We start from the raw sequence: 22346 nt of genomic DNA on the forward strand, positions 1-22346 counted from the left end.
GCAGGTCAATGACCGCGTGGTTGGAACAGCAGGCCGCGGTCCGCGAGCGCCGCGGCCTCGTCCGTTCGCCCTTGACGCGCCTCGGTCCGGACGCTGCGGTTGACCTGGCGAGCAACGACTATCTTGGACTCGCGACGGACCCGAGGCTGGCAGAGGCCGCCCGCGAAGCGATCGGCCGTTGGGGAACCGGTGCCACGTCCTCGCGGCTGGTTGCCGGTACCACGGCGCTGCACATCGAGCTCGAATCCGAGCTCGCGAGCCTCACCGGCATGGAATCGGCGTTGGTTTTCTCGTCCGGATACTTGGCGAATCTAGGGGTCACGACGGCGCTCGGCGGCCCCGGGACGCTCATCGTGGCCGACGAGCATTGCCATGCTTCGCTGATTGACGGTTTCCGCTTGAGCCGTTCGAGGGTGGAAGCGGTCCCGCACAACGACCTCAGCGCTACCGAGCACTGTCTGCGCACCCGTACCGAGCCCAGGGCCCTGATCGCCGTCGAGTCCATCTACAGTGTCTTCGGCGATGCCGCCCCGCTCCCCCGACTGTTGGCGCTGGCCGAAGAGCACGACGCGACGCTCATCGTGGACGAAGCCCACAGCCTCGGTGTTGCGGGCCACGGGGCATTTGAGGGTCACGGCTCGGTGGCTGGAACTGAGCTTTCGGGCCACCCCAACGTGGTGCTGACTGCGACCCTTTCCAAGTCGCTCGGCAGCCAAGGGGGTGCCGTGCTTGGCAGCGCGCTGCTCCGCGAGCACCTCGTCAACCGGGCCCGCAGCTTCATCTTCGACACCGGGCTCGCACCGTCGTCGGCCGCGGCTGCCCTGGCCGCCGTCGGGATCATCCGCACTGAACCGTGGCGTGCGGCGGCAGTTCACCACAACGCCGCCAGCCTCAGCGCCGGACTGGCGACGGTGCAACGCGAGCCGGGCATCGCCGTCGTGCCCGTTGGCGCGCCGCTTCAGACGGCAGGTGCCGTTCAGTCCGTTCCCATGCCCTCCGCTGCGGCCGCGCTTGCGGCGAGCCAGGCGGCGCACGGGGCGGGTGTCCGCGTCGGCTGCTTCCGCCCGCCCTCGGTACCCGACGGCGTCTCGCGCCTCAGGCTGACGGCCCGCGCCACCCTCACTCCCCGCGACATCGACTACGCGTGCGCAACGTTGCGACGCATCCTGGAGGAAATGCCATGAAACTGCCACCCATAGTGCTGGTCACCGGAACGGACACCGGCGTCGGCAAGACCGTCACGACGGCGGCGCTTGCGTCCGCGCTGCAGGCGGACGGTCGCTCGGTGGCCGTGTACAAGCCGTGCCAGAGCGGCGCCGTGACGGGAGATTCCGATTGCGCCGAAATCACCCGCTTGGCCGGACCGCTCACAGCCGAGGCCGGCGTCGTGCTCCAAGAACCCCTCGCCCCGGTGCCCGCGGCCGCGCTGGACGGCGTCACGCTGCCTCAGCTTGCGGCATATGCCGCACGCGTCCGCGAACTTGCCGGCACGCATGACCATGTTCTCGTGGAGGGTTCCGGCGGTCTCCTCGTGGAGTTGGACCCCGACGGCGGCACGCTGGCGGATCTGGGCAGCCGCCTTGGCAGTGACGCGACTTTTGTGGTGGTTGCCCGCCCCGTGTTGGGAACCCTGAACCACACGGCGCTGACGCTCGAAGCCCTGGAACGCAGGGATTTGGCTGTGCATGGAGTGATTCTGGGAACCTGGCCGGACGACCCGGGCGTGCTGGAACACGGCAACCGGGCTGCGCTCGGCACGTTGCGGCCGCTTCTTGGGGTGCTCCCCGAGCGCGCCGCGGACCTCCCACCCGTGACGTTCCGGGCGGCGAGTGTGCACTGGCTGAGCGGGGCTTGGTCATGAACACCACTACTGCCGGCGCCCAGACGTGCCCGTATCTGGTGCTGCGGGAGCCCGCGGCTGTGCGGGAAGTCCTGCACCGGCCGGAAGACTTCAGCCCGGCGAATGCCCTCATCGCTGTGACACCTTTGTCCGGACCGTCGTTGCGGGTCCTGCAGCGCGCCCGCTTCGCGCTGCCGCCGGTGCTGGCCAGCAATGACACGGCTTCCCACGCTGGCATTCGCAAGGTGGTGGCCGGGTTCTTTACCCCGGCAACGGTGGGTGCTTTTGAGCCGCGCATCCGCGGCATCGCGCGGGATGCCGCTGCCGCCGCTGTTGGCCTGCTGGAAACGGGTGAGCAAGTGGATCTGGTGCAGGCCGTGGCAGCGTACCCGCCGGCGATCGTGATGTTGGAGCTTCTGGGACTCCCTGTCCGTGATCTTCCGGAGCTAAAAGCCTGGAGCCTGGACTCTCTCGAGCTGTTCTGGGGCTGGCCGGATCCCGAGAGGCAACTGGAACTGGCGCACAGCGCGGCCGGGTTCTACAGCTGGCTGCGGGAACTCGTCCTCGAAGCCGTGGCATCCCCCGGACGCAATCTCTTCCGCTCCTTGGCGGAACACGGCCTCAGCACGCCGGAGATCTGTTCCCTCGGCTACTTCCTGCTCATCGCAGGGCAGGAAACCACCACCCAGCTCATCAGCACGGCGCTATTCCGGCTTGCCGAGGGATCAGTGGGCTTTGACTGGAAAAACGCGGCCTCCGGAACCACTGCACGGGACCTCATCCGGCACGTCCTGGCTACGGAATCCTCCGTTCCCACATGGCGCCGGGTTGCCGCCCAGGACACAGTGCTCGACGGCGAGCGCGTCCCCGCCGGTGCCGAAATCCTCCTGGAACTCACGGGCAACCACGCGTCATCCGGCCGGGCTTCGGCGGCCCACGAGCAGGGTCCCACGGCCTACGGGCTGGCCTTCGGCTCAGGGATTCACCGTTGCCTTGGTGCGAAGCTCGCGGAACTGGAGGCCGCCGTCGTCGTGCAGGAAACCGCGGCAGCGCTGCATGGCGTCCGTTTGGCAGAGCCGAACCCCGAGTGGCTCCGCCTGCTGTCCTTCCAAGCTCCGCGGACGGTCAGCGTCGGGATTTGAGGAAGTCGGTGGCTTCGTTCACTGCCGGCGCATCGGGGTGGATGCTGCGGGTTTCCGATCGCTGGTTCCGGATGCGAACCCAATCGCCGGGGTGCAGTTTCGGCAAGATTTTGGCGATGGCCAGCGCGCCATACATCAACGTATTAATCGCGACGAAGGTCGCCAAGACGGCAAACCAATCGGAATGCAGAATTCCCTCGGGAAACAAAATTCCAGTGGGAAGGGAGGCGGAAATAGCCATGATTACCCTGCCTTCGATGGTTCGCCGGTTGGTGAATGGTTGAGGTGTTTCCATTTGGCTTGCTTGCCAAGGGAAATGTCGATGATTCCCTTGACATACACCACGTTGAGGAACATGTCGAAGAACAACTCCGGAAAGAGCGTGACTGCCAAGAGGCGTGCCCGCCAGCCACCCTTCCACACGGTGACAACCCGCTCGATGGAGAAGACGACGCCGATTCCCAGCCAGAACGGGAACCAGACCCAGTTATCCAGCGACAAAACCATCAAGAGGATCAGCAGGAGGTAGGCGCTGAGGGCAATCACTCCGTAGCCAATGCCGAACTGCTGCGCCCAGTAGCGGAGCGTCTGGGGTGTGGCCCCGTAAGCCCCAAGGTTTTCAAGGGCACCCCGCTGCCAACGGAGTCGTTGCGCCCACAAGGTGCGGAAATTCGGCATCAACTCGGTGACCACAGTGCATTGCATGGGGGAAATCATGAGGCCGCCGAGGGACTTCAAGGCAATCGTGAGCTCATTGTCCTCGGTCAACGATGCCGTGTCGTAAACGTCTCCCTGAATTCCCGGGATCGATTCGCCCCGGCTCTGGGCAACAGTGCGCAAGGCACGAGGACGGAAAAGCGAGGCCGTCCCGGTCAGCACAAAAACGCGGCCACGCCGTCGTCCGATTTCCCGGGAATACCGGATATATTCGTTGCGCTGGAATTGGCCGACAATTCCGTGTCCCTCTTCCCCGTAGAAAAGACCACCTACAGCCATCAGTGCCCGGTCATTGCTCATCCGCGCAACCGCGACTTCCAGGAATCCATCGTCAAGGCGGGTGTCGGCATCCATGACCATGACGACGTCGTTATCGCCTTGGCCTGGTAGCAGCCACTTGAGCGCCTGGTTGAGTGCGCCGGCCTTCTTCTTCGTGTTGTCCACCGATTCGAAGACCTCAACCCCGGCCTCGCGGGCAAGCGCAATAGTTGCATCCGTGCAGTTGTCGGCAACCACAACCACGCGGTCCGGGCGGTGCGATTGGGACAAAAGCGAAGCGATGGTGGCGGGCAGCGAGGCTTCTTCATTGTGCGCAGGGATCAAGACGGTCACCGTGACCGGGCCAGCATACACACCGCGGGTTTCGGCCATGACGATCTTTGGCGCCAGCGGTGTCCGGGGATGCGCGGAGCGGCGTGATCTGTTGGCAATGCGCTGCTCCAGCACAGCCACGCCAGCGGATAGCAGAAGGGCAAAGGCGATGGCCGCGAGAATCACGCGGGGCTGCGGCGCCACTGAATCGTAGAGAATCCTCCAGACACCGAGGACAATCCCCTCAGCCCGCGATTCGACCGCTGAATTCCCTGTCGAGGCAATAGCGAACCACAAAAGGGCCGCTGCACCGCCGACTGTTACCGCGATCACAATGCCGACCATGCGCTGAAATATCCCTCGACCCACCGGCGAATGCTATCAGTCGTTCGCGGCGCGAGGCCGACGCTCGCTCACAAACAAGCCCTTTCCGGCCAACGCCCGCTCACAAACAAGCCCTTTCCGGCCAACGCCCGCTCACATCATGTGATCGAGGGTTCTAGTTTTGGGCGCCATACGTGAGCGGGCGTCCACGGAAAGACCCACATTCGTGAGCGAGCGTTGGAGGGGGCGCTGCGTAGACTGAGGATATGGGCGAGAGCCGCGACCTGCTGACGCCTGAGCAACGCAGCCTGAACATGTCCAAGATCCGGGGCAAGAACACCAAGCCCGAGCTCTTGGTCCGTCGGCTACTGCATGCCAAGGGTTACCGCTACCGGCTCCATGGCCGGGCTGCGGGCGGGAAATTGCCAGGCAGCCCGGATCTCGTGTTTGCCGGCCGGCGCAAGGTGATTTTCGTGAACGGATGCTTCTGGCACTTCCACGATTGCAAGGCAGGCCAGCACTCACCGACCGGCAACGCGGATTTCTGGGCAGCCAAGCGCAACCGCACCCGGGAGCGCGACGCCGGACAGCGCGAATTGCTGAGGGCCTCGGGATGGGAGGTTCTCACCGTGTGGGAATGCGAACTGCGGGACCGTTCGGCTTTGGAGAATCAGCTCACGCAGTTCCTCGACGGCGGCCGAACAGGAAGTAGCTCAGCGGCCCGAAGAAATTGATGAAGCTTGCAGCCCGCCAAACAGCTTTGTTCCCCCTGATCTGGGCCGCGGGGGTCTTGGAAATGCTGCGCTGTGCCGCGATGAGCAACGCCATCTGTCCCGCACCCACCACAAGCACGCCTACCCGCTGCCCCGGAGTCATGTCCTTCCAGGACTTCTTCTTTTTCTTGCCGTGCATGATGCCTCCATCTGCAGTGACTTGCCCTCTCAGGCTAGTCCGCCGGCCGCCCGGACGGAACAGGACGGAACCGGATGCCCCTCATAGCCGAGCCTGGCGCACCACTTCGCCCCAGGACTGCTGGGCCAGGTCCGTGACGGCGGCAAGGATCTCCGCCGGTGGCCGCGACAAGTCCAGCGGGTACTCCACAATGTCGATATCCGTGTTGAGGATCCGTCGCAGCTTCATCTCGCCCTTGCCCGCGTAGACCAGCCACGCCGTGGGCACTTGCAACGCCGTGCAGTAGGCCAGGAGTTGATAGTGGTCCGCGTTGAGCGATGCCCCGGAATCCGTGGCCGAGGCGTATTTCGAGTCGTACACCACCACGGGCCGGCCACCCAGGAAATGCACGGCGTCGGGGCGCACGGTGAGCCGGTCCGAATCCCGCACAGCTTCGTTGAGGGTGGCGCCGTATTGAAGCCGCATTTCACCCGGATGTGCCCGCATGGCCGCCCGCAAAGCCACACCCACGAATTCCTCAAACACAGTGGACATGTCCACTACAAACGAGGCGGTCTGCTGCTTCCCCTCGCCCGCTTCCGCAGAGGCATTCCGCAGGATGAGCTCGGCCAAGCGGAGGACAGGGTGGTAGCGGAGGTTCATCCGGTTGACCTGCCACTTCGGCAGCGGCGCTCCGGACTGCAGCCGCGTGACGGCGTCGAGCTTTCCCTTGAGCTGCCGCAAGCGGCTCAGGACGTTTTGCCGCACGCCGGGAACCTTGCCCATCCGCTCAAGGGCGGCACGGAGAATGCGGTTCTCGGCAATATCCTCGGTGAATTCGTCGTAGGAGACTTCCAGCGGTACCAGCATTCCGGGGCGCCGGGAGATCTGGTCCGAGATCCGGATACGGCCCTTGACCGTCCGGAGCGACTCGTCCACAGTGAGATAGCCCTGCAGCGGACCTCGGCTGAGCGCCCGCTCCGCCAACTGGGCGAGGGACTCGGCCAGGGCGCTCCACAGGTCCTTGTGCTCGACGGCGGCCACGGAATCCTCGCGGAATCCCTGGTCCCCGGCGTAGCTGAGGAGGAAGAGGAGCCGATTCAAGCCAAGGCGGTCCTTGGGCCGTACCTCGATTTGGACGGTGGGCGTCCGCACCGACCCCACCTTGCCCACAGGCTCGATGCGGTAGAGTCCCATCCCCATCGGCGAGGCCTTCGCGAGCCCGCTCGAGTTGAGCAGGGCGGCCGTGTCCGGATCAAGCTTGTCCACGATGCCACCGGAGAGCTCGTCCATGACGATGTGCCGCACAGCCGGTGCCTTGGTTGAAGCGCGGACCGCAGGCTTTCCGATGCCCGGGGGGCGGGCCGGCCGCGGTGGCGCGGTCTTAGCGGACCGCAAGTCGACCCAACAACTGGTCCAGCCCGAAGCGCTCCTCCAGCTGGGCCCGGTTCAACTGACCGTGGTAGTGCTCTTCCAGGAGTGGCATGAGTTCGTACTTCCAGATCCGGCGCAGCCCTGCGGGGTTCTGGGCCGCGTTCTTCATGAAGTAGGAGGGACCGATCATCAGGTCCCGGTCCCAATCGTCGATGGAGTCGTTCAAGGCGTCAAGCAGGTCCGCGTTGAGGGTGTCCAGGCCGCGGGCCGCGAGGAACCGCCGGAGCGAACCGCGGATCGGTTCCACCTTCGGATGCAACTCCACGAATGCGAAGCGACGGCGGATGGCCGCGTCCATCATGGCGATGGAGCGGTCCGCCGTGTTCATGGTGCCGATGATGTAGAGGTTGTCCGGCAGGCTGAACGGTTCGTTGGGGCTGTACTGGAGGTAGATGCGGTCGTCACGGTATTCCAACAGGAAGTACAACTCACCGAACACTTTCGCCAGGTTGGCCCGGTTCATCTCGTCGATGATGAGGAAGTACGGCTTGTTGGAGTTCCCGGGCTTCGCTGCTTCTTCCGCGAGTCGACGCAACGGTCCGGCCACCAACTTGAACGAAACCTGGCCGTCGTCGGTCTTGTCCGGCCGGTACCCCTCGAAGAAGTCCTCATACGCGTAAGACGGGTGGAACTGCACCAGCTTGACGCGCTCATCGGTGCTGTCGCCCGCGAGCTCGGCCGCCAAGTGCTTGGCGAGGTAGGTCTTTCCCGTGCCCGGAGGGCCGTAGAGCACCAATTGGCGGTTCTCCTCCAGGAGTTCGGCGATCTCCTTGAGCGGATCGAGCTCCATGTGAAGGGACGCTGCGAACTCTTCCGTGAGGGGGCGGAACCCTTCAATCACGGGCTCGACGACGGCGTCCGGGGCGGCGGTTTCCTCGCCGTCGGACTCCGCTTCGGCCGGCAGGAGGGACTGCAGCGACTGGATGACCCTTGTAACGTCCACGACGATCCCCGACGTGGAGAGTTGGCGCTGGACGTGCCGCGGAGCCTCGGCAATCGGGTGGGTCTCATCGAACCAACGCACTTTACGGCGGAGCCGACGGTTGTCCTCATTGTGTTCCGGCTCGCCCAGGACCACGCCGATCCTGATGGCCCCGGAATTCTGGAACAGCGCGAGGTCGCCGGGCTTCATCACGGTCAGGAACGCGAAAACGGCAGTCTTGGTGTCCTCCCGCTCCACGTAGCCGAGGTGCTTGTAGTCCTCGTCCACGGCGTGTTGGACCACCCCGGCCGTCACCCCGGGAGTGAGTTCGCGGAGGTGTTCGACGTCGAGCGTCGCCTTTTCCTCGTCCCGCCACGCGGCGAGGAGCTCGGCGGAGTCCTGGTGCGTGCGCAGCAGCCATGCCCGGCGGCCAGGATCTCCCACTTTGCGCCACTGGCTGACGAGCTGGCGATCATACCAATCGATGCGCTGGCCGGCCTGTTCGTCCAGGTGAAGCCGGATGCGGTGGACGTCCGCGGTGATGTCGGCTTCCGTTTCGCCGTGGGCACCGCCAACGAGCGAGGCGAAGGCGTCCCGGATTTCACGCCGCTCAACGTCCGCGACCACGGGCTCGAAGTAACTGGGCCACGCCAAGTATTCGATGCTGCGCCGGATGGCCGGCTGGTCCTCGGGGGTTGCCGCCGCGAGTTCGTGGAATTTCAGCGGGTCCTTGAGGGCTTTGTTGATGCTCGCGTTGGACTGGCCATCGACGTGCGCCACGAACCGGCACAACCAGGTCAGGTGGTCCCAGATGGTCCAGTTGAACTCAGCGGTCCTGTCACGGATGACACCGTGATCGGTCATCCCTTGGTACAGCTCCTTGGGGAGCTCGAGCTCGGGATCGAGCCAGGACGCGGCTTCGGCGACGCGGGCGCGCTTCACCTTGAGCGATTTGACCTCGTGCGCCAGGGGCAGGGACTGCAGGAAGAGAAGCTCGACGGCGAGCAACTTGGCCTCGCGGGAAGCCCCTTCCAGGTTCTGGCGCAGGTTGGTCATCATGGGCGCCTTGGCATCTCCGACGCCGCGTTCCAGGCGCTCCAGGAGCTCGCCGGCGGCGTCCACCGTCCAAGTGCGGGTACTGGCGTCGAGCGCCGAAGCCTTGCCTTGCAGCCCCGGGCCCAGCACGAACCACGCCGCATCTTCGATCTCCTTGGAGATACCGGGGGCACGGGTCAGTGGGGTTTTGGTGGAGGGAGTCACCATGCCAACTTACATGGTTTCTCTTGGTGCTGGCATCAGGAAAGTCGGCACCCCCGCCACAGGCGTCCCGCCTCTCATATTCTGCCACATGCGTCCCACAACGTGCTTCCCGCCGCATGCGCCCCGCGCCGATGCGCCCGGGAAGTTCAGTGCATCCCGAAGCGATAGCCGGCAGGCACCGGCTCCCCGGGACACACTTCCTGCCACAGCTCGGCGATCCCGTCCTCGCCTTCCCGGATGTCCGGTATTTCGACGCCGTCCCGCAGCATCGCTGCTGCCTCCCGGCCTTGGCCAACACCCGCGAGGGCGAGCGCCGTCAGGAAACGGACGCGTCCGACGTCGGACGTTCCGGCAGGTGCCTCGCTCGCCAGGGCGAGTGCTTGGGCGGGGTCTCCGTGCCGGATGCTGAGGGTCATGGCTTCGCTGAGCAAGGGGAGATTGGACGGTTCCAGCCGGCTCGCTGCGGCAAGTTCCGCCAAGCCCTCGTCAGTCTTGTTGGTGGCGAGAAGCGCGAGGGCCCGGCCCCTTGTGGCGAGGACCTTGGAACGGAGCGAGAGGTCCTCGGCAATCAGCGCGGCGCCGTATCCGGCGATCGCACCGCCAAGATCCTGGCGGGCGTGCTTCATGGTGGCCAGGTGGAACTGTGCCTCCGCTCCGCCATCCTTGGCCAGCAGCTCTTCCCAATCGGCTCCGGCCACAAAGGTCCCGGCGCCCAGGAAGCTGGCCCCGTCCAGCAGGCTGTGCCACGGACCCGTTTCCTCGATGGCCTCAGGGGTTGCGTCATCCGCGAAGGGAGTGCCGATTTCGTCCAGCCACCCGCGGCCTGAGTGCCGCCGTCGGGCACTTTCCAAAGCACCCCAAGCACTGCCGCGGACCAACATCTCGTCCGGAGGCAGGGCATAGTTCCGCGCGGCTTCGGCAAGGGCGACTTCGAGCTCCGCGTCCGGGACGAGGTCTTCGAGCCGGGCGCTGGCGTGGGTCACGGCCGCATCCCAATCCTGGCCGTGGGAGGTTGCGGGATCCAGCTTCGCGTTGCCGTAGGCCTCTACCCAACTCCACTCGGCGCCGGCAGGCATGGACAGGTGCTCGAACTGTGTCTGCGCGAGCCCGGCTTGGATCTCCGCGTAGGGGCCAGCGCCCGGGCTGAGCCATTCCTGCCAGCGCTTCCCGCCGTCGCCCTGGCCCCAGACGAACAGCTTCTTGCCCCGCAGGAGGCTGGTGGACAGCATGGCCAGGCCGTCGCCGTCGTGGTCTACTGCGGTAATCCAGTGCCGGTGCCCGGGCTGGATGTCGAAGAAGAAGTCCGCGGCGTGCGGGCTGTTGACCAGCCAGGTGGCGTCCATGCCTTGGTGTTCCGTGGGCCGGACGCGGGCGATGTCGGTGGTGTAATCGCTACCGAAAGCCTCCGTCGCGGGCGCGATCACGCGCGTTTCCGCGGTCTCGGGAACGGCTGCGTTGCTCCACCAGTACATGGGGACCTCGTGGTCATGGGGGTTCCGGATCCGGACCGCCGTGAGGAGGACGTCCGAGTCCTCCGGAAGCCACATGTCCACTTGGAAGACCACTTCGCGGAGGCGTTCGAACTCCCACATGCGCAGAATGTCGTGGCCTTCGGGGGACTTGACGATCGCCGTGTGCAGCGGATCGCACGTGGTGGGCGAGTGCCCGCGCGTGCCGATGTTCCATTCGAGCCCGCCGGCGAACCACGCCTTGCGCAGGGCGATGTTGGCGAACTGCAGTGTCCCATGGGTGTGGAGGAGCTGCTTTCCCGAGGCCTTGTCGAAGAGCTCCCAGAGCCGGCCGCCCAAGGTGGCGAGGACAACGGCACGCAGCTTGTTGTTCTCGAGCACGACGGCGGGCACCTCGTGGGCAGTCCGCTCGCGGGAGTAGCCGTCCTGCATCAGGTACGGGAACATGTTCGGCACCTGGCCGTAGCGGGCCGCCGCCCGCAGCTCCTCCGGGACGCCGTCGCCGATTCTGTACGGCTGGTCCAACTCAGCCATGACCACCGGCAGCGGGCTATTGGGGCCCAACTCCGCCATGTTCAGGATGATGGTGGAGAAGCTCAGGTTTTGCATCTTTATGACTCCTGGAGGCTATTTTCGATCGTAAGACTTCACCCATCTTTGACCCAAGTCGCCGCTGTGTAAAGGGAGCCACCCAACTAGCTCGCATTTGATGTCGTTTTGAGGGCCCAAAACGACATCAACTGCCAGTCAGTTGGGAATGTCAGCGGGAGGCGGCGCGGGCGGCCCTCACCAGGTCCCGGTTGGTGACCATGTACGCCGTCGGGTCTGAATCGCCGGGTGTGCCGAAGGAGTCCCCACGGTCCTTCCGCGTGGAAACCGTGGCCTTGGCGGACAAATGGACCGCGCTTAGACCTATTGCGTGCAGGGCAGGGATATCGTCCAAGACGAGTCCGCCGCCAGCCATGACCTCAAGCCGCCCCGCCGCCCGCTGGACCATGCGCTCGAGGGTCTCGATCCCCGCTCCCACCGTCGCGGCGCCCCCGGAGCTAAGCACCCGCGTGAATCCAAGCTCCACGAGCTGCTCGACGGCGGCCGCCGGGTCCGGGGTTTGGTCGATGGCCCGGTGGAAGGTCAGTTGGGCATTGGGGTTGGTCCGCAGAGCCGTGTTGGCGAGCTTTCGCGTGGCTTGGACGTCGATGTGACCGGCCGCCGTGAGGACTCCGATCACCACGCCGTGGGCCCCTTGCTTGAGCAGGAACCGGATCTCGCGTTCCATGGTGTCCAAGTCCGCGTCGGAGTACAGGAAGTCTCCTGGCCGGCTGCGGATCAGCGGGTGGATCGCCAGCCGTCCGTCGGCGGCTTCCTGCGCGGCTTCCATCAGCCCTTGGCTCGGGGTCAGTCCCCCGAGCTCCAAGGCGCTGCAAAGTTCAATCCGGTCCGCGCCTTCTTCGGCGGCAACGGCAGCGCCCTGGGCACCGACGGCGACGATCTCGAGTTTCATGGGAAAACTCTAACGGCCACCGCAGTGCCCAGGGCGCTGCTGCAATGCTTCGCTAGGCCCGATAGGGCTCCAACTGCTCCTTCTGCTCGGGAGTGAGCCTGCGGACACGGCCCGTGGACTCGTCGACGAACGCCAGATGGGTACTCGCGTTGACGCAATCCTGGCCCGTCACGGGATCTTTGATGACGTAGTGCAGGTCAAAACTTGCCCCCTTCACGGCCCCTACCCAGATCTCAACCAGTGCGGGAATGTTCCGGTACTCCAAGGTCCGGACGTACCGGACCTTGTGCTCCACCACGAGGGTCATGACCCCGTCCTCAACGGAGTCGAAAACAGAGACCGGTGGTTCCACTCCGGGGAGTCCGGCACCGCGCGGCGGACCGAAGGCCGCGATGCGGGCCTCTTCGAGCATGCGCACGATCTGGACGTTGTTGATGTGCCCGTACGCGTCCATGTCTCCCCAACGCATGGGTACTTGGACCGTAATTCGCTCGCTCAGCTGTGCACCGCCGTCGAGTCATCCACAACGGTTTCCTCGGCATCCTCACCGGCGAACTGCGACATGTAGAGGCGGTAGTACGCACCCTGCAATGCGAGCAATTGGTTGTGGTTACCCTGCTCCACGATGCTGCCGTTTTCCATCACCAGGATGGTGTCGGCGTCGCGGATGGTGGACAAGCGGTGGGCGATGACAAAGCTGGTGCGATCCGTGCGGAGGGCAGCCATGGCCTTCTGCAAGAGCAGCTCCGTACGGGTGTCCACGGAGCTTGTGGCCTCGTCCAGGATCAACAGCGAAGGATCGGAAACGAAGGCCCTCGCGATGGTGATCAGCTGCTTCTCGCCCGCACTGACGTTGTTGCCTTCCTCGTCGATGATGGTCTGGTAGCCATCCGGCAGCGCACGCACGAAGCGGTCCACGTAGGTGGCCTTGGCCGCCTCCATGATCTGCTCCTCGGTGGCGTCGAGGTTGCCGTACTTGATGTTGTCGTAGATGGTCCCGCCGAACAGCCAAGCGTCCTGCAGCACCATTCCCACCTTGGAACGAAGCTCGGAACGGCTCAGCTCCTTGATGTCCACTCCGTCCAGGGTGATACGGCCCGCATTGAGTTCGTAGAACCGCATGACGAGGTTGACGAGGGTGGTCTTGCCCGCACCTGTGGGTCCGACAATCGCCACGGTGTGTCCGGGCTCCGCACTGAGGGAAAGGTTCTCGATGAGCGCCTTGTCGGCCACGTAGCTGAAGGAGACGTTCTCGAACTCGACGTGGCCGTCCGTGCGCGGGGGCAGGTGGCGGGCCGCGTTCTCCGGCATTTCCTCATCGGCATCCAGGAACTCAAAAACGCGCTCAGCGGAAGCGACGCCGGACTGGAGCATGTTGGCCATGCCGGCGATCTGGCCGAGCGGCTGGGTGAACTCACGCGAGTACTGGATGAACGCCGTGGCGTCGCCAAGGCTCATGGAACCGGAGGCCACACGCAAGCCACCGACGACGGCGATGCCCACGTAGCTCAGGTAGGACACGAAGTTCATGGCCGGGAAGATGATGCCGGAAACGAACTGCGCCCCGAACGAGGCCTTGTACAGGGCTTCGTTGCGTTCGTCGAAACGCTCCAGCATGTCCGCGTCACGCCCGAAGACCTTGACGAGCTCGTGACCGGAGAACGATTCCTCGATCTGGCCGTTGAGCGAGCCGGTGTTCTTCCACTGGGCGGCGAACAGCTTTTGGCTCCGCGAGCCAATCACGCCGGCAAGGACGCCGGAGAGCGGCAAGGCGACCAGCGCAATGAGGGCCAGTTGCCAGGACACGATGAACATCATGATGGTGATGCCGAAGACCGTCAGCACCGAGCTGACCAGCTGCGCGAACGCCTGCTGCAGCCCTTGCTGGACATTGTCGACGTCGTTGGTCACGCGGGAGAGGATGTCGCCGCGCTGGCGGGTGTCGAAGTAGTTCAGGGGCAAGCGGTTGAGCTTGGCCTGGACGTCGTTGCGGAGCCGGTTGATGACCTTCATGACGATCTTGTTCAGGATGTAGCCCTGGGCCCACAGGAAGATGTTGGCCACGAAATACATCAAGAGCACGATCGAGATCAGGAACGTGAGCTTGGAGAAGTTGATCCCGTTGGTGAGCTCCATCTTGGAGACCATGTCCGCGAAGTTGTTCTGGCCGGCTTGGCGGAGGCCCTCGGCGAAGGCCGCTTGGCTCACGCCGGGAGGCAATTGCTTGCCCATGACACCGCCGAAGATGACGTCCATGGCGCTGCCGAGGATCTTCGGGGCGATGACGTTCAGGACGACCGAGACCACCACGAGGCCGATGACGAAGACGACTCCGGCAGCCTCCGGCTTGAGCAGCCCGAGGAGCCGCTTGGCCGACGGTCCGAAGGCCTTTGCCTTCTTGGCCGGCAGGTTGCCGAACATGCCGCCGTCGGCTTCGCCCGGGGTGTATTCGGTTTCCTCGATATCGTCATCGTCCACCGCTGTAACGGCACCGGCTGCGTCGGCATCCTTCGCTTCCGCAGCGTCGCGCGCAGCCTTCGCTGCTTCGGCTTTCGCGGCCCAGCCGCGCTTTTGCTGATTCTGTTCGCTCATGCCACTTCCTCCGCGCTCAGCTGGGATTCGACGATCTCCTGGTACGTGGGTGATGTTTCTAGGAGTTCTTCATGGGTGCCGCGGTCGACGATTCTGCCGTTGTCCAGGACCAGGATCTGGTCCGCGTCCGCAATGGTGGAGACGCGCTGGGCCACGATGATGACCGTGGCATCCTGCGTCTTTTCCTTGAGCGCCCTGCGAAGGCGGGCGTCCGTGGCCACATCCAAGGCCGAGAAGGAGTCGTCAAAGAGATAGACTTTGGGCTGCGTCACCAGCGCCCGGGCGATGCAGAGGCGCTGCCTCTGGCCACCGGAGACGTTGGTGCCGCCCTGGGCCACACGACGGTTGAGGCCGGAGGACTTTTCCATGACGAAGTCCTTGGCCTGTGCGGTTTCCAGCGCATCCCAGAGTTCCTGGTCCGTGGCGTCGGTCTTGCCGAAGCGCAGGTTGTGCTCGATGGTTCCGGAGAACAGGTACGGCTTCTGCGGCACGGTGGCCACGCGGCTGGTGATCTCGTCGCGGTCCAGGCTGGTGACTGGAACGCCGTCGAGCAATACATCGCCGGACGCGACGTCGTACAGGCGCGGAAGCAGCGACACCAAGGTGGTCTTGCCTGCGCCGGTGGAGCCGATGATGGCGAGGGTCTGGCCCGGCTCCGCGGTGAAGGAGATGTTGCTCAGCACGGGAGCTTCAGCGCCGGGGTATTTGAAGGTGACATCGCGGAATTCGACGCGACCCTTCTTTTCCGCGGGCGCCACGGGCGCCTTCGGATCGTGGATGGAAGGTTCGACGTCGAGGACCTCGCCGATGCGGTCCGCGCACACAGACGCGCGCGGGATCATCATGGCCATGAAGGTACCCATCATGACCGCCATGAGGATCTGCAGGAGGTACTGCAGGAATGCCGTCAGGGAACCCACCTGCATGTTGCCCGCGTCCACCCTTTGGCCGCCAAACCACAGCACTGCCGCCGTGGAAAGGTGCAGGATCATTCCGATGGCCGGGAACATCAGGACAAACAGGTTGCCGATCTTGACCGAAACCAGGGTGAGGTCCTTGTTGGCATCGCCGAAGCGCTTGGCCTCGTACGGTTCACGAACGAACGCCCGGACCACACGGATGCCGATGATCTGCTCGCGCAGGACACCGTTGATGGCGTCGATCTTCTTCTGCATGGAACGGAAGAGCGGCATGAGCCGGACCACGAGGTAACCAACCACGGCCACGAGGACGGGAACCGAGACCCAGACGAGCCACGAGAGGCTGAGGTCCTCGCGCAAGGCCATGATGATGCCGCCGACGCACATGATGGGCGTGGACACCATGAAGTTCAGGCCCATCAGCATGAGCATCTGGACCTGCTGGACGTCGTTGGTGCCACGGGTGATCAACGTGGGTGCGCCGAAGCTGTTGACGTCCTTGGCCGAGAAGCTGCTGACCTTCCGGAAGACGTCCCTGCGCAAGTCGCGGCCCATGGCCATGGCCACGCGGGATCCGAAATAGACACCGGCAATGGCCGCGACGACCTGGCCGAGCGCGACCGCGAGCATCAGGGCACCGGTTTGCCAGATGTAGTTGGTATCCCCCCGGGACACCCCTTCATCGATGATTTTTGCGTTGAGGCTTGGAAGGTAAAGGGTGGCAATGGTAGACGCCAGCTGGAAGATGATGACGGCTAGTATCTGCGGCAAATACGGCTTGGAGTAGCGCCGTATCAGGGTGACAAGCATGCCCACGGATCCTTAATGAGAGTGCGCGAATGAATTACTGCGAATGACTAAATACTGCGAATGACTAAATACATGGATAGCAGCAGGCGCTGACAGTATTAGTCCCTCAACTCTACGAAATCCGTTGCCCCAGCGAAATATCGATAGCCAAATATCATCCTTGCGGCGTAGCTGAGCCGCTGCAGCGCTTCAAAACTCGCTGCAGCGGCTCCCGTCGCCAGCCTGGCAGGCTCCCGGCCCGCGTCCTGCGGGCGGTGGAGGCGGACTCCCCCTAGCCCGCGTGCCGCCCGGTTTCGCCCGCCCGCGAGGCATCACCGGCGAGGAGCAGCAAGGCAGCCCGTTCCTGGCGGCGGCGTTCCCGCTTGAGTTCCTTGCGCAGCGCGGCCAACTCCTCGGCGATCCGCGACTGCTCGACGGCGGTGGCAAGTTGTTCTTGCACGCGTACTTGGAGCTCGCGCTGCGCCTTGCTCAACTGAAGCTGTTGTTCGGCCAGCAACCGTTGGGTGCGGGCCAGCTGGTCCTGGACTTCGCGCAGGCCAGCTGCCGGATCGGGCCGTTCCTGCGTCAGGATGCGGGCGAACTCAAGGTCCAGCTCATCGTGCTCCTTCTCGGCTGCCGCTCGGGCGCGGCTGGCACCCAAGGGGGTGCCGGCGTCGTCGGCTGCTGGGACAAACCCAGCGGACTCGATAACCGGCAGGGTGGAGGTGTCCAGAGTCATCCCGGCCTCGCCGGAAGCGTTTGCCAGCAATTCCCTCTCAGGCGTTGCGTCCACGGTTTTCCGCAGTGGAACTTCCTTGATGAAGAGCACTGCGATGAACGCGACCAGGGCAATCGCCGCGGAGATCATGAAGATCTGGGCGGTGGCATCGCCGTAGGCGGCCCGCATGATGTCGCGGATCGGGGCCGGCAAATCCGTCAGGTCCATGCTCGCATTGCTGGAGCCGCCGCTCACCGGGATGTGTGCCGCGGCGAGGCCTTGGGTGGCAAGGTCCTTGACGTGCGTGGCCATGATGGCACCGAGCACCGAAACACCGATCGCACCGCCGACGGAGCGGAAGAATGCCACGGACGCGCTGGCGGTGCCGATGTCCTGCGCGCGGACGGTGTTCTGGACCGCGAGGACCAGGTTCTGCATGAGCAAGCCAAGGCCCAGCCCGAAAATGGCGGTGTAGCAGCAGGTGATCCACAGTTCGGTGGTGTGGTCGATGGTGCCGGTGAAGGCAAGGCCACCGGCCAGGAACACGGTACCCGCCAGGAGGAAGCGCTTCCACTTTCCGAAGCGGCTGATCAGCTGGCCGGATGCCACCGAGCCCAAGAGGTTGCCCGCAATCATGGGCAGCGTCAGGAGGCCGGCCTCGGTAGGCGTGGCGCCACGGGCAACCTGGAAGTACTGGCCAAGGAACGTGGAGGAGCTGAACATCGCGATACCGACGGCCACGGAGGCCAGGATCGCCAAAGCCGTGGTGCGCTGGGAGATGATCTTCAGCGGAATGATGGGCTGGGCCACCTTGGATTCGACCACTACCAGCAGGGCGAGGAGCAGCACGCCGCCGCCCACCATGAGGGCGGATTGCCAGGAGATCCAGTCGTAATAGTCCGGGTTGCCGGCGAAGGAAACCCAGATCAGGAGCAGGCTCACGCCCGAGGTCAGCAGGATGGAGCCGAGCCAGTCGATCTTGGCGGGGCGCTTGATGTGCTGGATCTTGAGGGTCACCTGGAGCAGGATGAGTGCGACGACGGCGAGCGGCACGCAGACGAAGAACGTCCAGCGCCAGCCGAGCGGGCTGTCAACGATGAAGCCGCCGAGCAGCGGGCCACCTGCGGTACCGACCGCCATGACGGCGCCCATGTAACCCGAGTACTTGCCGCGGTCCCGCGGCGGAATCATGGTGCCGATGATGGCCTGGGCCAAGGCGGTGAGGCCGCCCATCGCGATGCCCTGGATGACGCGGGCGGTGAGCAGGAAGGGAATGCTCGTGGAGAAGCCCGCCATGACCGAGCCGGCCACGAAGACCACGATGCTCAGCTGGACCAGGAGCTTCTTGTCGAAGAGATCGGCGAGCTTGCCCCAGATCGGGGTAGTTGCGGCGTTGGCCAGCAGTGCGGCCGTGATGACCCACGCGAAGTCCGTTTGCGTGCCGTGGAGATCGGACATGATGGTCGGGAGGGCGTTGGCCACGATGGTGCTGCTCAGGATGGCGGTGAAGAATGCCGCGAGGAGGCCCGTCAGGGCCTCCATGATCTGGCGGTGCGTCATGGGCGCGGATGACGCCGGTACCGCCGTCGAACGTTCTTGTATTCGGGTTGCCATTGCTGCTGCTCCTAAGCTGTGTGGTTCAAGTGGTGGGAGCCGGCCGCCGTTGCCCGGACTGAGTGGTTGAGTGATGTGGTCAATTTCTCCAGGACCTGCCCTGCTTCCAAGGCGTCTTCCTCGCTCCACTCCGCGAGGTAGGCCCGCAAATTGAGGCTGCGCTGTTCTTCGAAGTTCCGGACCTTTTCGATGCCGGCTTCGGAGAGGGCCACCAATTGGGCCCTGCCGTCGGCAGGATCGGGACGGCGGACCACCAAACCGAGTTCCTCCAGTTCGGCGATGTGCCTGCTGAGGACCGGTGGGCTGACGCCGAGCCGGGATGCGAGCTTCGTGGCCCGGGACTCCCCCTCGCCGATGAAGCGCATGACGCCTTGCAAGGCGAACCCGACGTCGGCATCCTTCGCGATGTTCGCGGTCACGATGCAACGCAGCACCCGCTGGAGATCGAAAATCTGATGGACGAGTTCGGTTGCTGTGCTGGATGCTACAGCCATGGAAGACACCTCACTTTTGTTTGCCTAAAGCAACTATACGCCCAAATGATTGCTTTGGGAAACTAATGATGTGTGAGATGCGTTAAACACCGAGCGCGAGCTGGCAGTTAATGCCCTCATCTTTCGAAAAATGGGTCATTACCTGCCAGCTCGCGCTGGGGTGTGAAGCGTCTGCGGTGTCAGTCGCCCAAGTGCGTCGGGCCGAACATCTTCAGGAGGGTTTCAACCACGACGACGTTGGGGCCGTCCGCGGCGAAGCCCTCTTTGAGCGCGTCCCCGACGTCCTCCGGGGCCACCCTGCGGGCCGGGACGCCGAAGGCCTCGGCGAGCTTGACGAAGTCCGGGCGGGCGAGCTCGGTGGCCGTGGCCTTGCCGAAGGCGCCCACCATGTATTCGCGCAGGATGCCGTAGCCGCCGTCGTCCACGATCAGCCATGTGACCGGGACGTTGTGCTGCTTGGCGGTGGCCAGTTCGGAGATCGAGTACATGGAGGACCCGTCACCGGAGACGGCCAGCACGCGGCTCGGCTTGCCCACGGTTTCCAGTCCCACGGCACCCCCGATGGCCGCCGGGAAGCCGTAGCCGAGGCCGCCGGCGCCCTGGGCGGAGTGGAACTGGCCCTCGCGGGAATCCCAGCAGCTCCAGCCCCAGTACGCGGAAATCGTCATGTCCCAGAAGGTCTGCATGTCCGCCGGAACGGCCTCGCGGATATCGGCCATGAACTTCAGTTCCTTGCCGAGGTCCTGCTCTTCAAGCCGCGCCTTGACCTTGGCGAGGGACTCCTTGACGAGGCCCTCGGGCGTGATGCCGTGCCAATCCGGTGCCGCAGCCGTCGCAGCAAGTGCCTCGTCCAAGGCAGAATCCAAGGCGGCAAGGGCCTGGCCGGCGTCAGCCCGGATACCCAGGCCGGGCCGGTTGGACTCGAGGACCCGGGGCTCGGCGTCGATCTGGATGATGCGCCCGCGCGGTTCGAAGGTGAAGTAGTTGGACGTCACCTCGCCCAGGGAGGAACCGATGACGATCAGCACGTCGGCGTCCTCGAGGACGTCCGTCATGTGGCGGTCTTCGATCCAGGACCGCAGGGACAGCTCGTGGGTCCACGGGAACGCTCCGTTGCCACCGGGAGTGCAGATCACCGGGGCGCGGAGTTTCTCGGCGATAGACAGGAGCGACTTTTCGGCCCGGCCGCGGCGCGTGCCGCCGCCGGCGATGATCGCCGGACGCTTCGCCGCCGAGAGCCACTTGACGGCTTCGCGGATCAGCTCGACGCGCGGCGGGTTGTCAGCCGCTTCGGCGAGGGCGTCCTCCACCGGCGGAACCATGATGGGGTCCAGGAGCACGTTCTGCGGAATCTCGATCCACACCGGGCCCTGCGGAGAGGAAATGGCCTCGGTCCAGGCATCCTGGATGGCCGAGGGAATCCCGGACGCGTGCTGGATGAGGCGCTGGCTCTTGGTGACGTTCGCGGCCGAGGCTTTCTGGTCATCGAGCTGGTGGAGCATGCCCTTCCGGCGCGCCCCCAGACCTTCCAACGGGATCTGGCTCGCGACGACCACCATCGGCACGCCGGTGGCATACGCTTCCTGCAATCCCGCCAGGGACGTCAGCGCCCCCGGACCGGTGGAGAGGAACAACACCCCGACCTCGCCGGTGGCACGAGAGTACCCGTCCGCGGCGAACGCCGAGTTGTTTTCCACGCGGGAGGACACGAAGTGAAGCTTGCCGCGGCCCATGGCGTCGAACAGGCCCAGGGCGTGCTGGCCGGGAATCCCGAAGACGGTCTTCGCACCGAGCGCCTCGAGGGTCTCGACGACGAGGTCCCCGCCGTTGCGGACAGGCCTGCCAGGGGCCTCCGGCCGCGAGGGGCCCCCGGCCGAGCTTGCGAGGGTGGGGAGCGGCTGGGGATTCACTTGAGGGCCTCCGCAGCGTTGGCGACGAAACCGGCCGGGCGCCGGGATTCCTGGCCAAGCGCCTGGGAAGCGTAGCCAGTAAGGGCGCCGTGGCGGCTGCCTTCGACGGCGTTGTCCGCCATGAGGGTGACGAGCTCGTAGGCAACGTGGCTGGCCGCCACGCCCGTGATCTCGGCGTGGTCGTAGGCCGGTGCGACCTCGACGATGTCCGCGCCCACGAGGTTCATGCCGCGGAAGCCGCGGATGATTTCGAGGAGCTCGCGGCTGGTAATGCCGCCGGCTTCAGGCGTGCCGGTACCCGGAGCGTGGGCTGGATCGAGGACGTCGATGTCCACCGAAATGTACAGCGGACGGTTGCCGATGCGGTCCCGGATCTTGGCCACGGTTTCGAGGACGCCCTGGTAGTAGACGTCCGCCGAGGTGACGATGCCAAAGCCGAAGCGGTGGTCGTCGTCGAGGTCCTTCTTGCCGTAGAGCGGGCCGCGGGTGCCGACGTGGCTGATGGCCTCGGTGTCCAGGATGCCTTCTTCGACGGCGCGGCGGAACGGGGTGCCGTGGGTGTACTCGGCGCCGAAGTAGGTGTCCCAGGTGTCCAGGTGGGCGTCGAAGTGAAGCATGGCAACGGGCTCGCCGGCGCGTTCGGCGGCGGCGCGGAGCAGCGGCAGGGCGATGGTGTGGTCGCCACCGAGCGTCACGAGCTTGCTTCCGTTGGCGGTCAGGTCCAGCGCGTTCTGCTGGATGGTCTCGATAGCCTCGTTGATGTTGAACGGGTTCACGGCCATGTCGCCGGCGTCGGCAACCTGGATGTTCTCAAAGGGGCTGACGTCCCAGGCCGGGTTGTACGGGCGCAGCAAACGGCTGGCTTCACGCACGTGGTTGGCGCCGAAGCGGGCGCCGGGGCGGTAGGAAACACCGGAGTCGAAGGGGACGCCGACCACCGTGACATCGACCTTGGCAACCTGGTCCAGTCGCGGCAAGCGGGCATAGGTGGCAGCACCGGCATAGCGCGGGATTCGGGCCGAATCAATGGGACCGAGGTTGCCGTTGGCCTCAATACGAAGCTCTTCCAAAATGCGCCACTCCTTTGTGAATAGGTGGATCGGACAGTGACTGTGACACCAATCATACACTCAAAGTTGTCTTATATGCATCACTTGTTTACATCAGCAAAAACCGCCGTAGTCCCCTCAACAAGACTGGGCCGGGCGCCTTTGCGCC

18 protein-coding genes are annotated in these 22346 nt (G+C 64.9%); 4 read left to right on the forward strand and 14 right to left on the reverse strand.

The genetic code is table 11. The annotated features are described in order from the left end of the window. Window positions 1-8: 8 nt before the first annotated feature. From VLA65_RS02035 to VLA65_RS02045, 3 genes are read left to right on the forward strand one after another with little or no spacing between them, the layout of a single operon-like run. A complete protein-coding gene (locus VLA65_RS02035; RefSeq protein ID WP_442880161.1) occupies window positions 9-1184 on the forward strand; it encodes an 8-amino-7-oxononanoate synthase in 1176 nt (391 codons plus the stop codon). Further along, complete coding sequence (bioD, locus tag VLA65_RS02040; protein WP_332601657.1) at window positions 1181-1861, forward strand: dethiobiotin synthase; 681 nt, start codon at window positions 1181-1183, stop codon at window positions 1859-1861. Before VLA65_RS02035 ends, bioD begins: the two co-directional genes overlap by 4 nt. Continuing rightward, window positions 1858-2982, forward strand: coding sequence for a cytochrome P450 (locus VLA65_RS02045; protein ID WP_332601658.1), 1125 nt, complete (start codon window positions 1858-1860; stop codon window positions 2980-2982). The genes bioD and VLA65_RS02045 overlap by 4 nt, the downstream gene beginning before the upstream one ends. Here the strand turns inward: VLA65_RS02045 and VLA65_RS02050 are convergent. Both VLA65_RS02050 and VLA65_RS02055 read right to left on the reverse strand, forming a co-directional pair. Then, window positions 2966-3223 (reverse strand): hypothetical protein, encoded by a 258-nt coding sequence (locus VLA65_RS02050; protein WP_332601659.1) that lies wholly within the window; start codon window positions 3221-3223, stop codon window positions 2966-2968. The genes VLA65_RS02045 and VLA65_RS02050 overlap by 17 nt on opposite strands. A 2-nt stretch (window positions 3224-3225) precedes the next feature. After that, window positions 3226-4635: a glycosyltransferase family 2 protein gene (locus VLA65_RS02055; protein WP_332601660.1), complete on the reverse strand. Its 1410-nt coding sequence runs from the start codon at window positions 4633-4635 to the stop codon at window positions 3226-3228. A 245-nt stretch (window positions 4636-4880) separates the two neighbouring features. Here VLA65_RS02055 and VLA65_RS02060 point away from each other — a divergent pair, with 245 nt between their 5' ends. After that, entirely contained in the window at window positions 4881-5348 is a 468-nt protein-coding gene (locus VLA65_RS02060) for a very short patch repair endonuclease (RefSeq protein ID WP_307054022.1), read from the forward strand. On the opposite strand, the gene VLA65_RS02065 is transcribed toward VLA65_RS02060, so the two are convergent. The 12 genes from VLA65_RS02065 to speB all read right to left on the reverse strand — a co-directional run bounded on the left by VLA65_RS02065 (window position 5290) and on the right by speB (window position 22198). After that, window positions 5290-5526, reverse strand: coding sequence for a PLDc N-terminal domain-containing protein (locus tag VLA65_RS02065; protein ID WP_284751463.1), 237 nt, complete (start codon window positions 5524-5526; stop codon window positions 5290-5292). The genes VLA65_RS02060 and VLA65_RS02065 overlap by 59 nt on opposite strands. A gap of 81 nt (window positions 5527-5607) precedes the next feature. Continuing rightward, a complete protein-coding gene (locus VLA65_RS02070; protein ID WP_332601840.1) occupies window positions 5608-6798 on the reverse strand; it encodes a 5-methylcytosine restriction system specificity protein McrC in 1191 nt (396 codons plus the stop codon). Window positions 6799-6889: 91 nt separating this feature from the next. After that, window positions 6890-9124 carry an McrB family protein gene (locus VLA65_RS02075; protein ID WP_307054020.1) on the reverse strand — a complete coding sequence of 745 codons (2235 nt, stop codon included), beginning with the start codon at window positions 9122-9124 and terminating at the stop codon, window positions 6890-6892. 143 nt (window positions 9125-9267) lie between these two features. After that, the gene (locus tag VLA65_RS02080) at window positions 9268-11199 is read right to left on the reverse strand and encodes a DUF5107 domain-containing protein (RefSeq protein WP_332601661.1); all 1932 of its coding nucleotides are present in this window, start codon (window positions 11197-11199) and stop codon (window positions 9268-9270) included. Between the two features lie 151 nt (window positions 11200-11350). Continuing rightward, window positions 11351-12091, reverse strand: coding sequence for a copper homeostasis protein CutC (locus VLA65_RS02085; protein WP_332601662.1), 741 nt, complete (start codon window positions 12089-12091; stop codon window positions 11351-11353). Window positions 12092-12143: 52 nt separating this feature from the next. Further along, on the reverse strand, window positions 12144-12560 hold the full coding sequence (locus tag VLA65_RS02090; protein WP_307054017.1) for an acyl-CoA thioesterase: 417 nt from the start codon (window positions 12558-12560) through the stop codon (window positions 12144-12146). Window positions 12561-12586: 26 nt separating this feature from the next. After that, entirely contained in the window at window positions 12587-14683 is a 2097-nt protein-coding gene (locus VLA65_RS02095) for an ABC transporter ATP-binding protein (protein WP_332601663.1), read from the reverse strand. Beyond that, a complete protein-coding gene (locus VLA65_RS02100) occupies window positions 14680-16413 on the reverse strand; it encodes an ABC transporter ATP-binding protein (RefSeq protein WP_284751458.1) in 1734 nt (577 codons plus the stop codon). The genes VLA65_RS02095 and VLA65_RS02100 overlap by 4 nt, the downstream gene beginning before the upstream one ends. 271 nt (window positions 16414-16684) lie before the next feature. Beyond that, on the reverse strand, window positions 16685-18724 hold the full coding sequence (locus tag VLA65_RS02105; RefSeq protein WP_332601664.1) for an MFS transporter: 2040 nt from the start codon (window positions 18722-18724) through the stop codon (window positions 16685-16687). Window positions 18725-18735: 11 nt separating this feature from the next. Next, on the reverse strand, window positions 18736-19218 hold the full coding sequence (locus VLA65_RS02110) for a MarR family winged helix-turn-helix transcriptional regulator (protein ID WP_059388130.1): 483 nt from the start codon (window positions 19216-19218) through the stop codon (window positions 18736-18738). A gap of 179 nt (window positions 19219-19397) precedes the next feature. After that, window positions 19398-21128 (reverse strand): thiamine pyrophosphate-binding protein, encoded by a 1731-nt coding sequence (locus tag VLA65_RS02115; protein ID WP_332601665.1) that lies wholly within the window; start codon window positions 21126-21128, stop codon window positions 19398-19400. Further along, complete coding sequence (gene speB, locus VLA65_RS02120) at window positions 21125-22198, reverse strand: agmatinase (RefSeq protein ID WP_332601666.1); 1074 nt, start codon at window positions 22196-22198, stop codon at window positions 21125-21127. Before speB ends, VLA65_RS02115 begins: the two co-directional genes overlap by 4 nt. Between the last annotated feature and the right edge of the window lie 148 nt (window positions 22199-22346).

Origin of the sequence: Arthrobacter sp. S2(2024) (genome assembly GCF_036662515.1) — a bacterium.
Lineage (GTDB): Bacteria > Actinomycetota > Actinomycetes > Actinomycetales > Micrococcaceae > Arthrobacter.

Excerpts from the sequence above, each read along its gene's own strand:
- VLA65_RS02035 (WP_442880161.1), top strand. The coding sequence starts at position 9 with ATGACCGCGTGGTTGGAACAGCAGGCCGCGGTCCGCGAGCGCCGCGGC.
- bioD (WP_332601657.1), top strand. The coding sequence starts at position 1,181 with ATGAAACTGCCACCCATAGTGCTGGTCACCGGAACGGACACCGGCGTC.
- VLA65_RS02045 (WP_332601658.1), top strand. The coding sequence starts at position 1,858 with ATGAACACCACTACTGCCGGCGCCCAGACGTGCCCGTATCTGGTGCTG.
- VLA65_RS02050 (WP_332601659.1), bottom strand. The coding sequence starts at position 3,223 with ATGGCTATTTCCGCCTCCCTTCCCACTGGAATTTTGTTTCCCGAGGGA.
- VLA65_RS02055 (WP_332601660.1), bottom strand. The coding sequence starts at position 4,635 with ATGGTCGGCATTGTGATCGCGGTAACAGTCGGCGGTGCAGCGGCCCTT.
- VLA65_RS02060 (WP_307054022.1), top strand. The coding sequence starts at position 4,881 with ATGGGCGAGAGCCGCGACCTGCTGACGCCTGAGCAACGCAGCCTGAAC.
- VLA65_RS02065 (WP_284751463.1), bottom strand. The coding sequence starts at position 5,526 with ATGCACGGCAAGAAAAAGAAGAAGTCCTGGAAGGACATGACTCCGGGG.
- VLA65_RS02070 (WP_332601840.1), bottom strand. The coding sequence starts at position 6,798 with ATGGACGAGCTCTCCGGTGGCATCGTGGACAAGCTTGATCCGGACACG.
- VLA65_RS02075 (WP_307054020.1), bottom strand. The coding sequence starts at position 9,124 with ATGGTGACTCCCTCCACCAAAACCCCACTGACCCGTGCCCCCGGTATC.
- VLA65_RS02080 (WP_332601661.1), bottom strand. The coding sequence starts at position 11,199 with ATGCAAAACCTGAGCTTCTCCACCATCATCCTGAACATGGCGGAGTTG.
- VLA65_RS02085 (WP_332601662.1), bottom strand. The coding sequence starts at position 12,091 with ATGAAACTCGAGATCGTCGCCGTCGGTGCCCAGGGCGCTGCCGTTGCC.
- VLA65_RS02090 (WP_307054017.1), bottom strand. The coding sequence starts at position 12,560 with ATGCGTTGGGGAGACATGGACGCGTACGGGCACATCAACAACGTCCAG.
- VLA65_RS02095 (WP_332601663.1), bottom strand. The coding sequence starts at position 14,683 with ATGAGCGAACAGAATCAGCAAAAGCGCGGCTGGGCCGCGAAAGCCGAA.
- VLA65_RS02100 (WP_284751458.1), bottom strand. The coding sequence starts at position 16,413 with ATGCTTGTCACCCTGATACGGCGCTACTCCAAGCCGTATTTGCCGCAG.
- VLA65_RS02105 (WP_332601664.1), bottom strand. The coding sequence starts at position 18,724 with ATGGCAACCCGAATACAAGAACGTTCGACGGCGGTACCGGCGTCATCC.
- VLA65_RS02110 (WP_059388130.1), bottom strand. The coding sequence starts at position 19,218 with ATGGCTGTAGCATCCAGCACAGCAACCGAACTCGTCCATCAGATTTTC.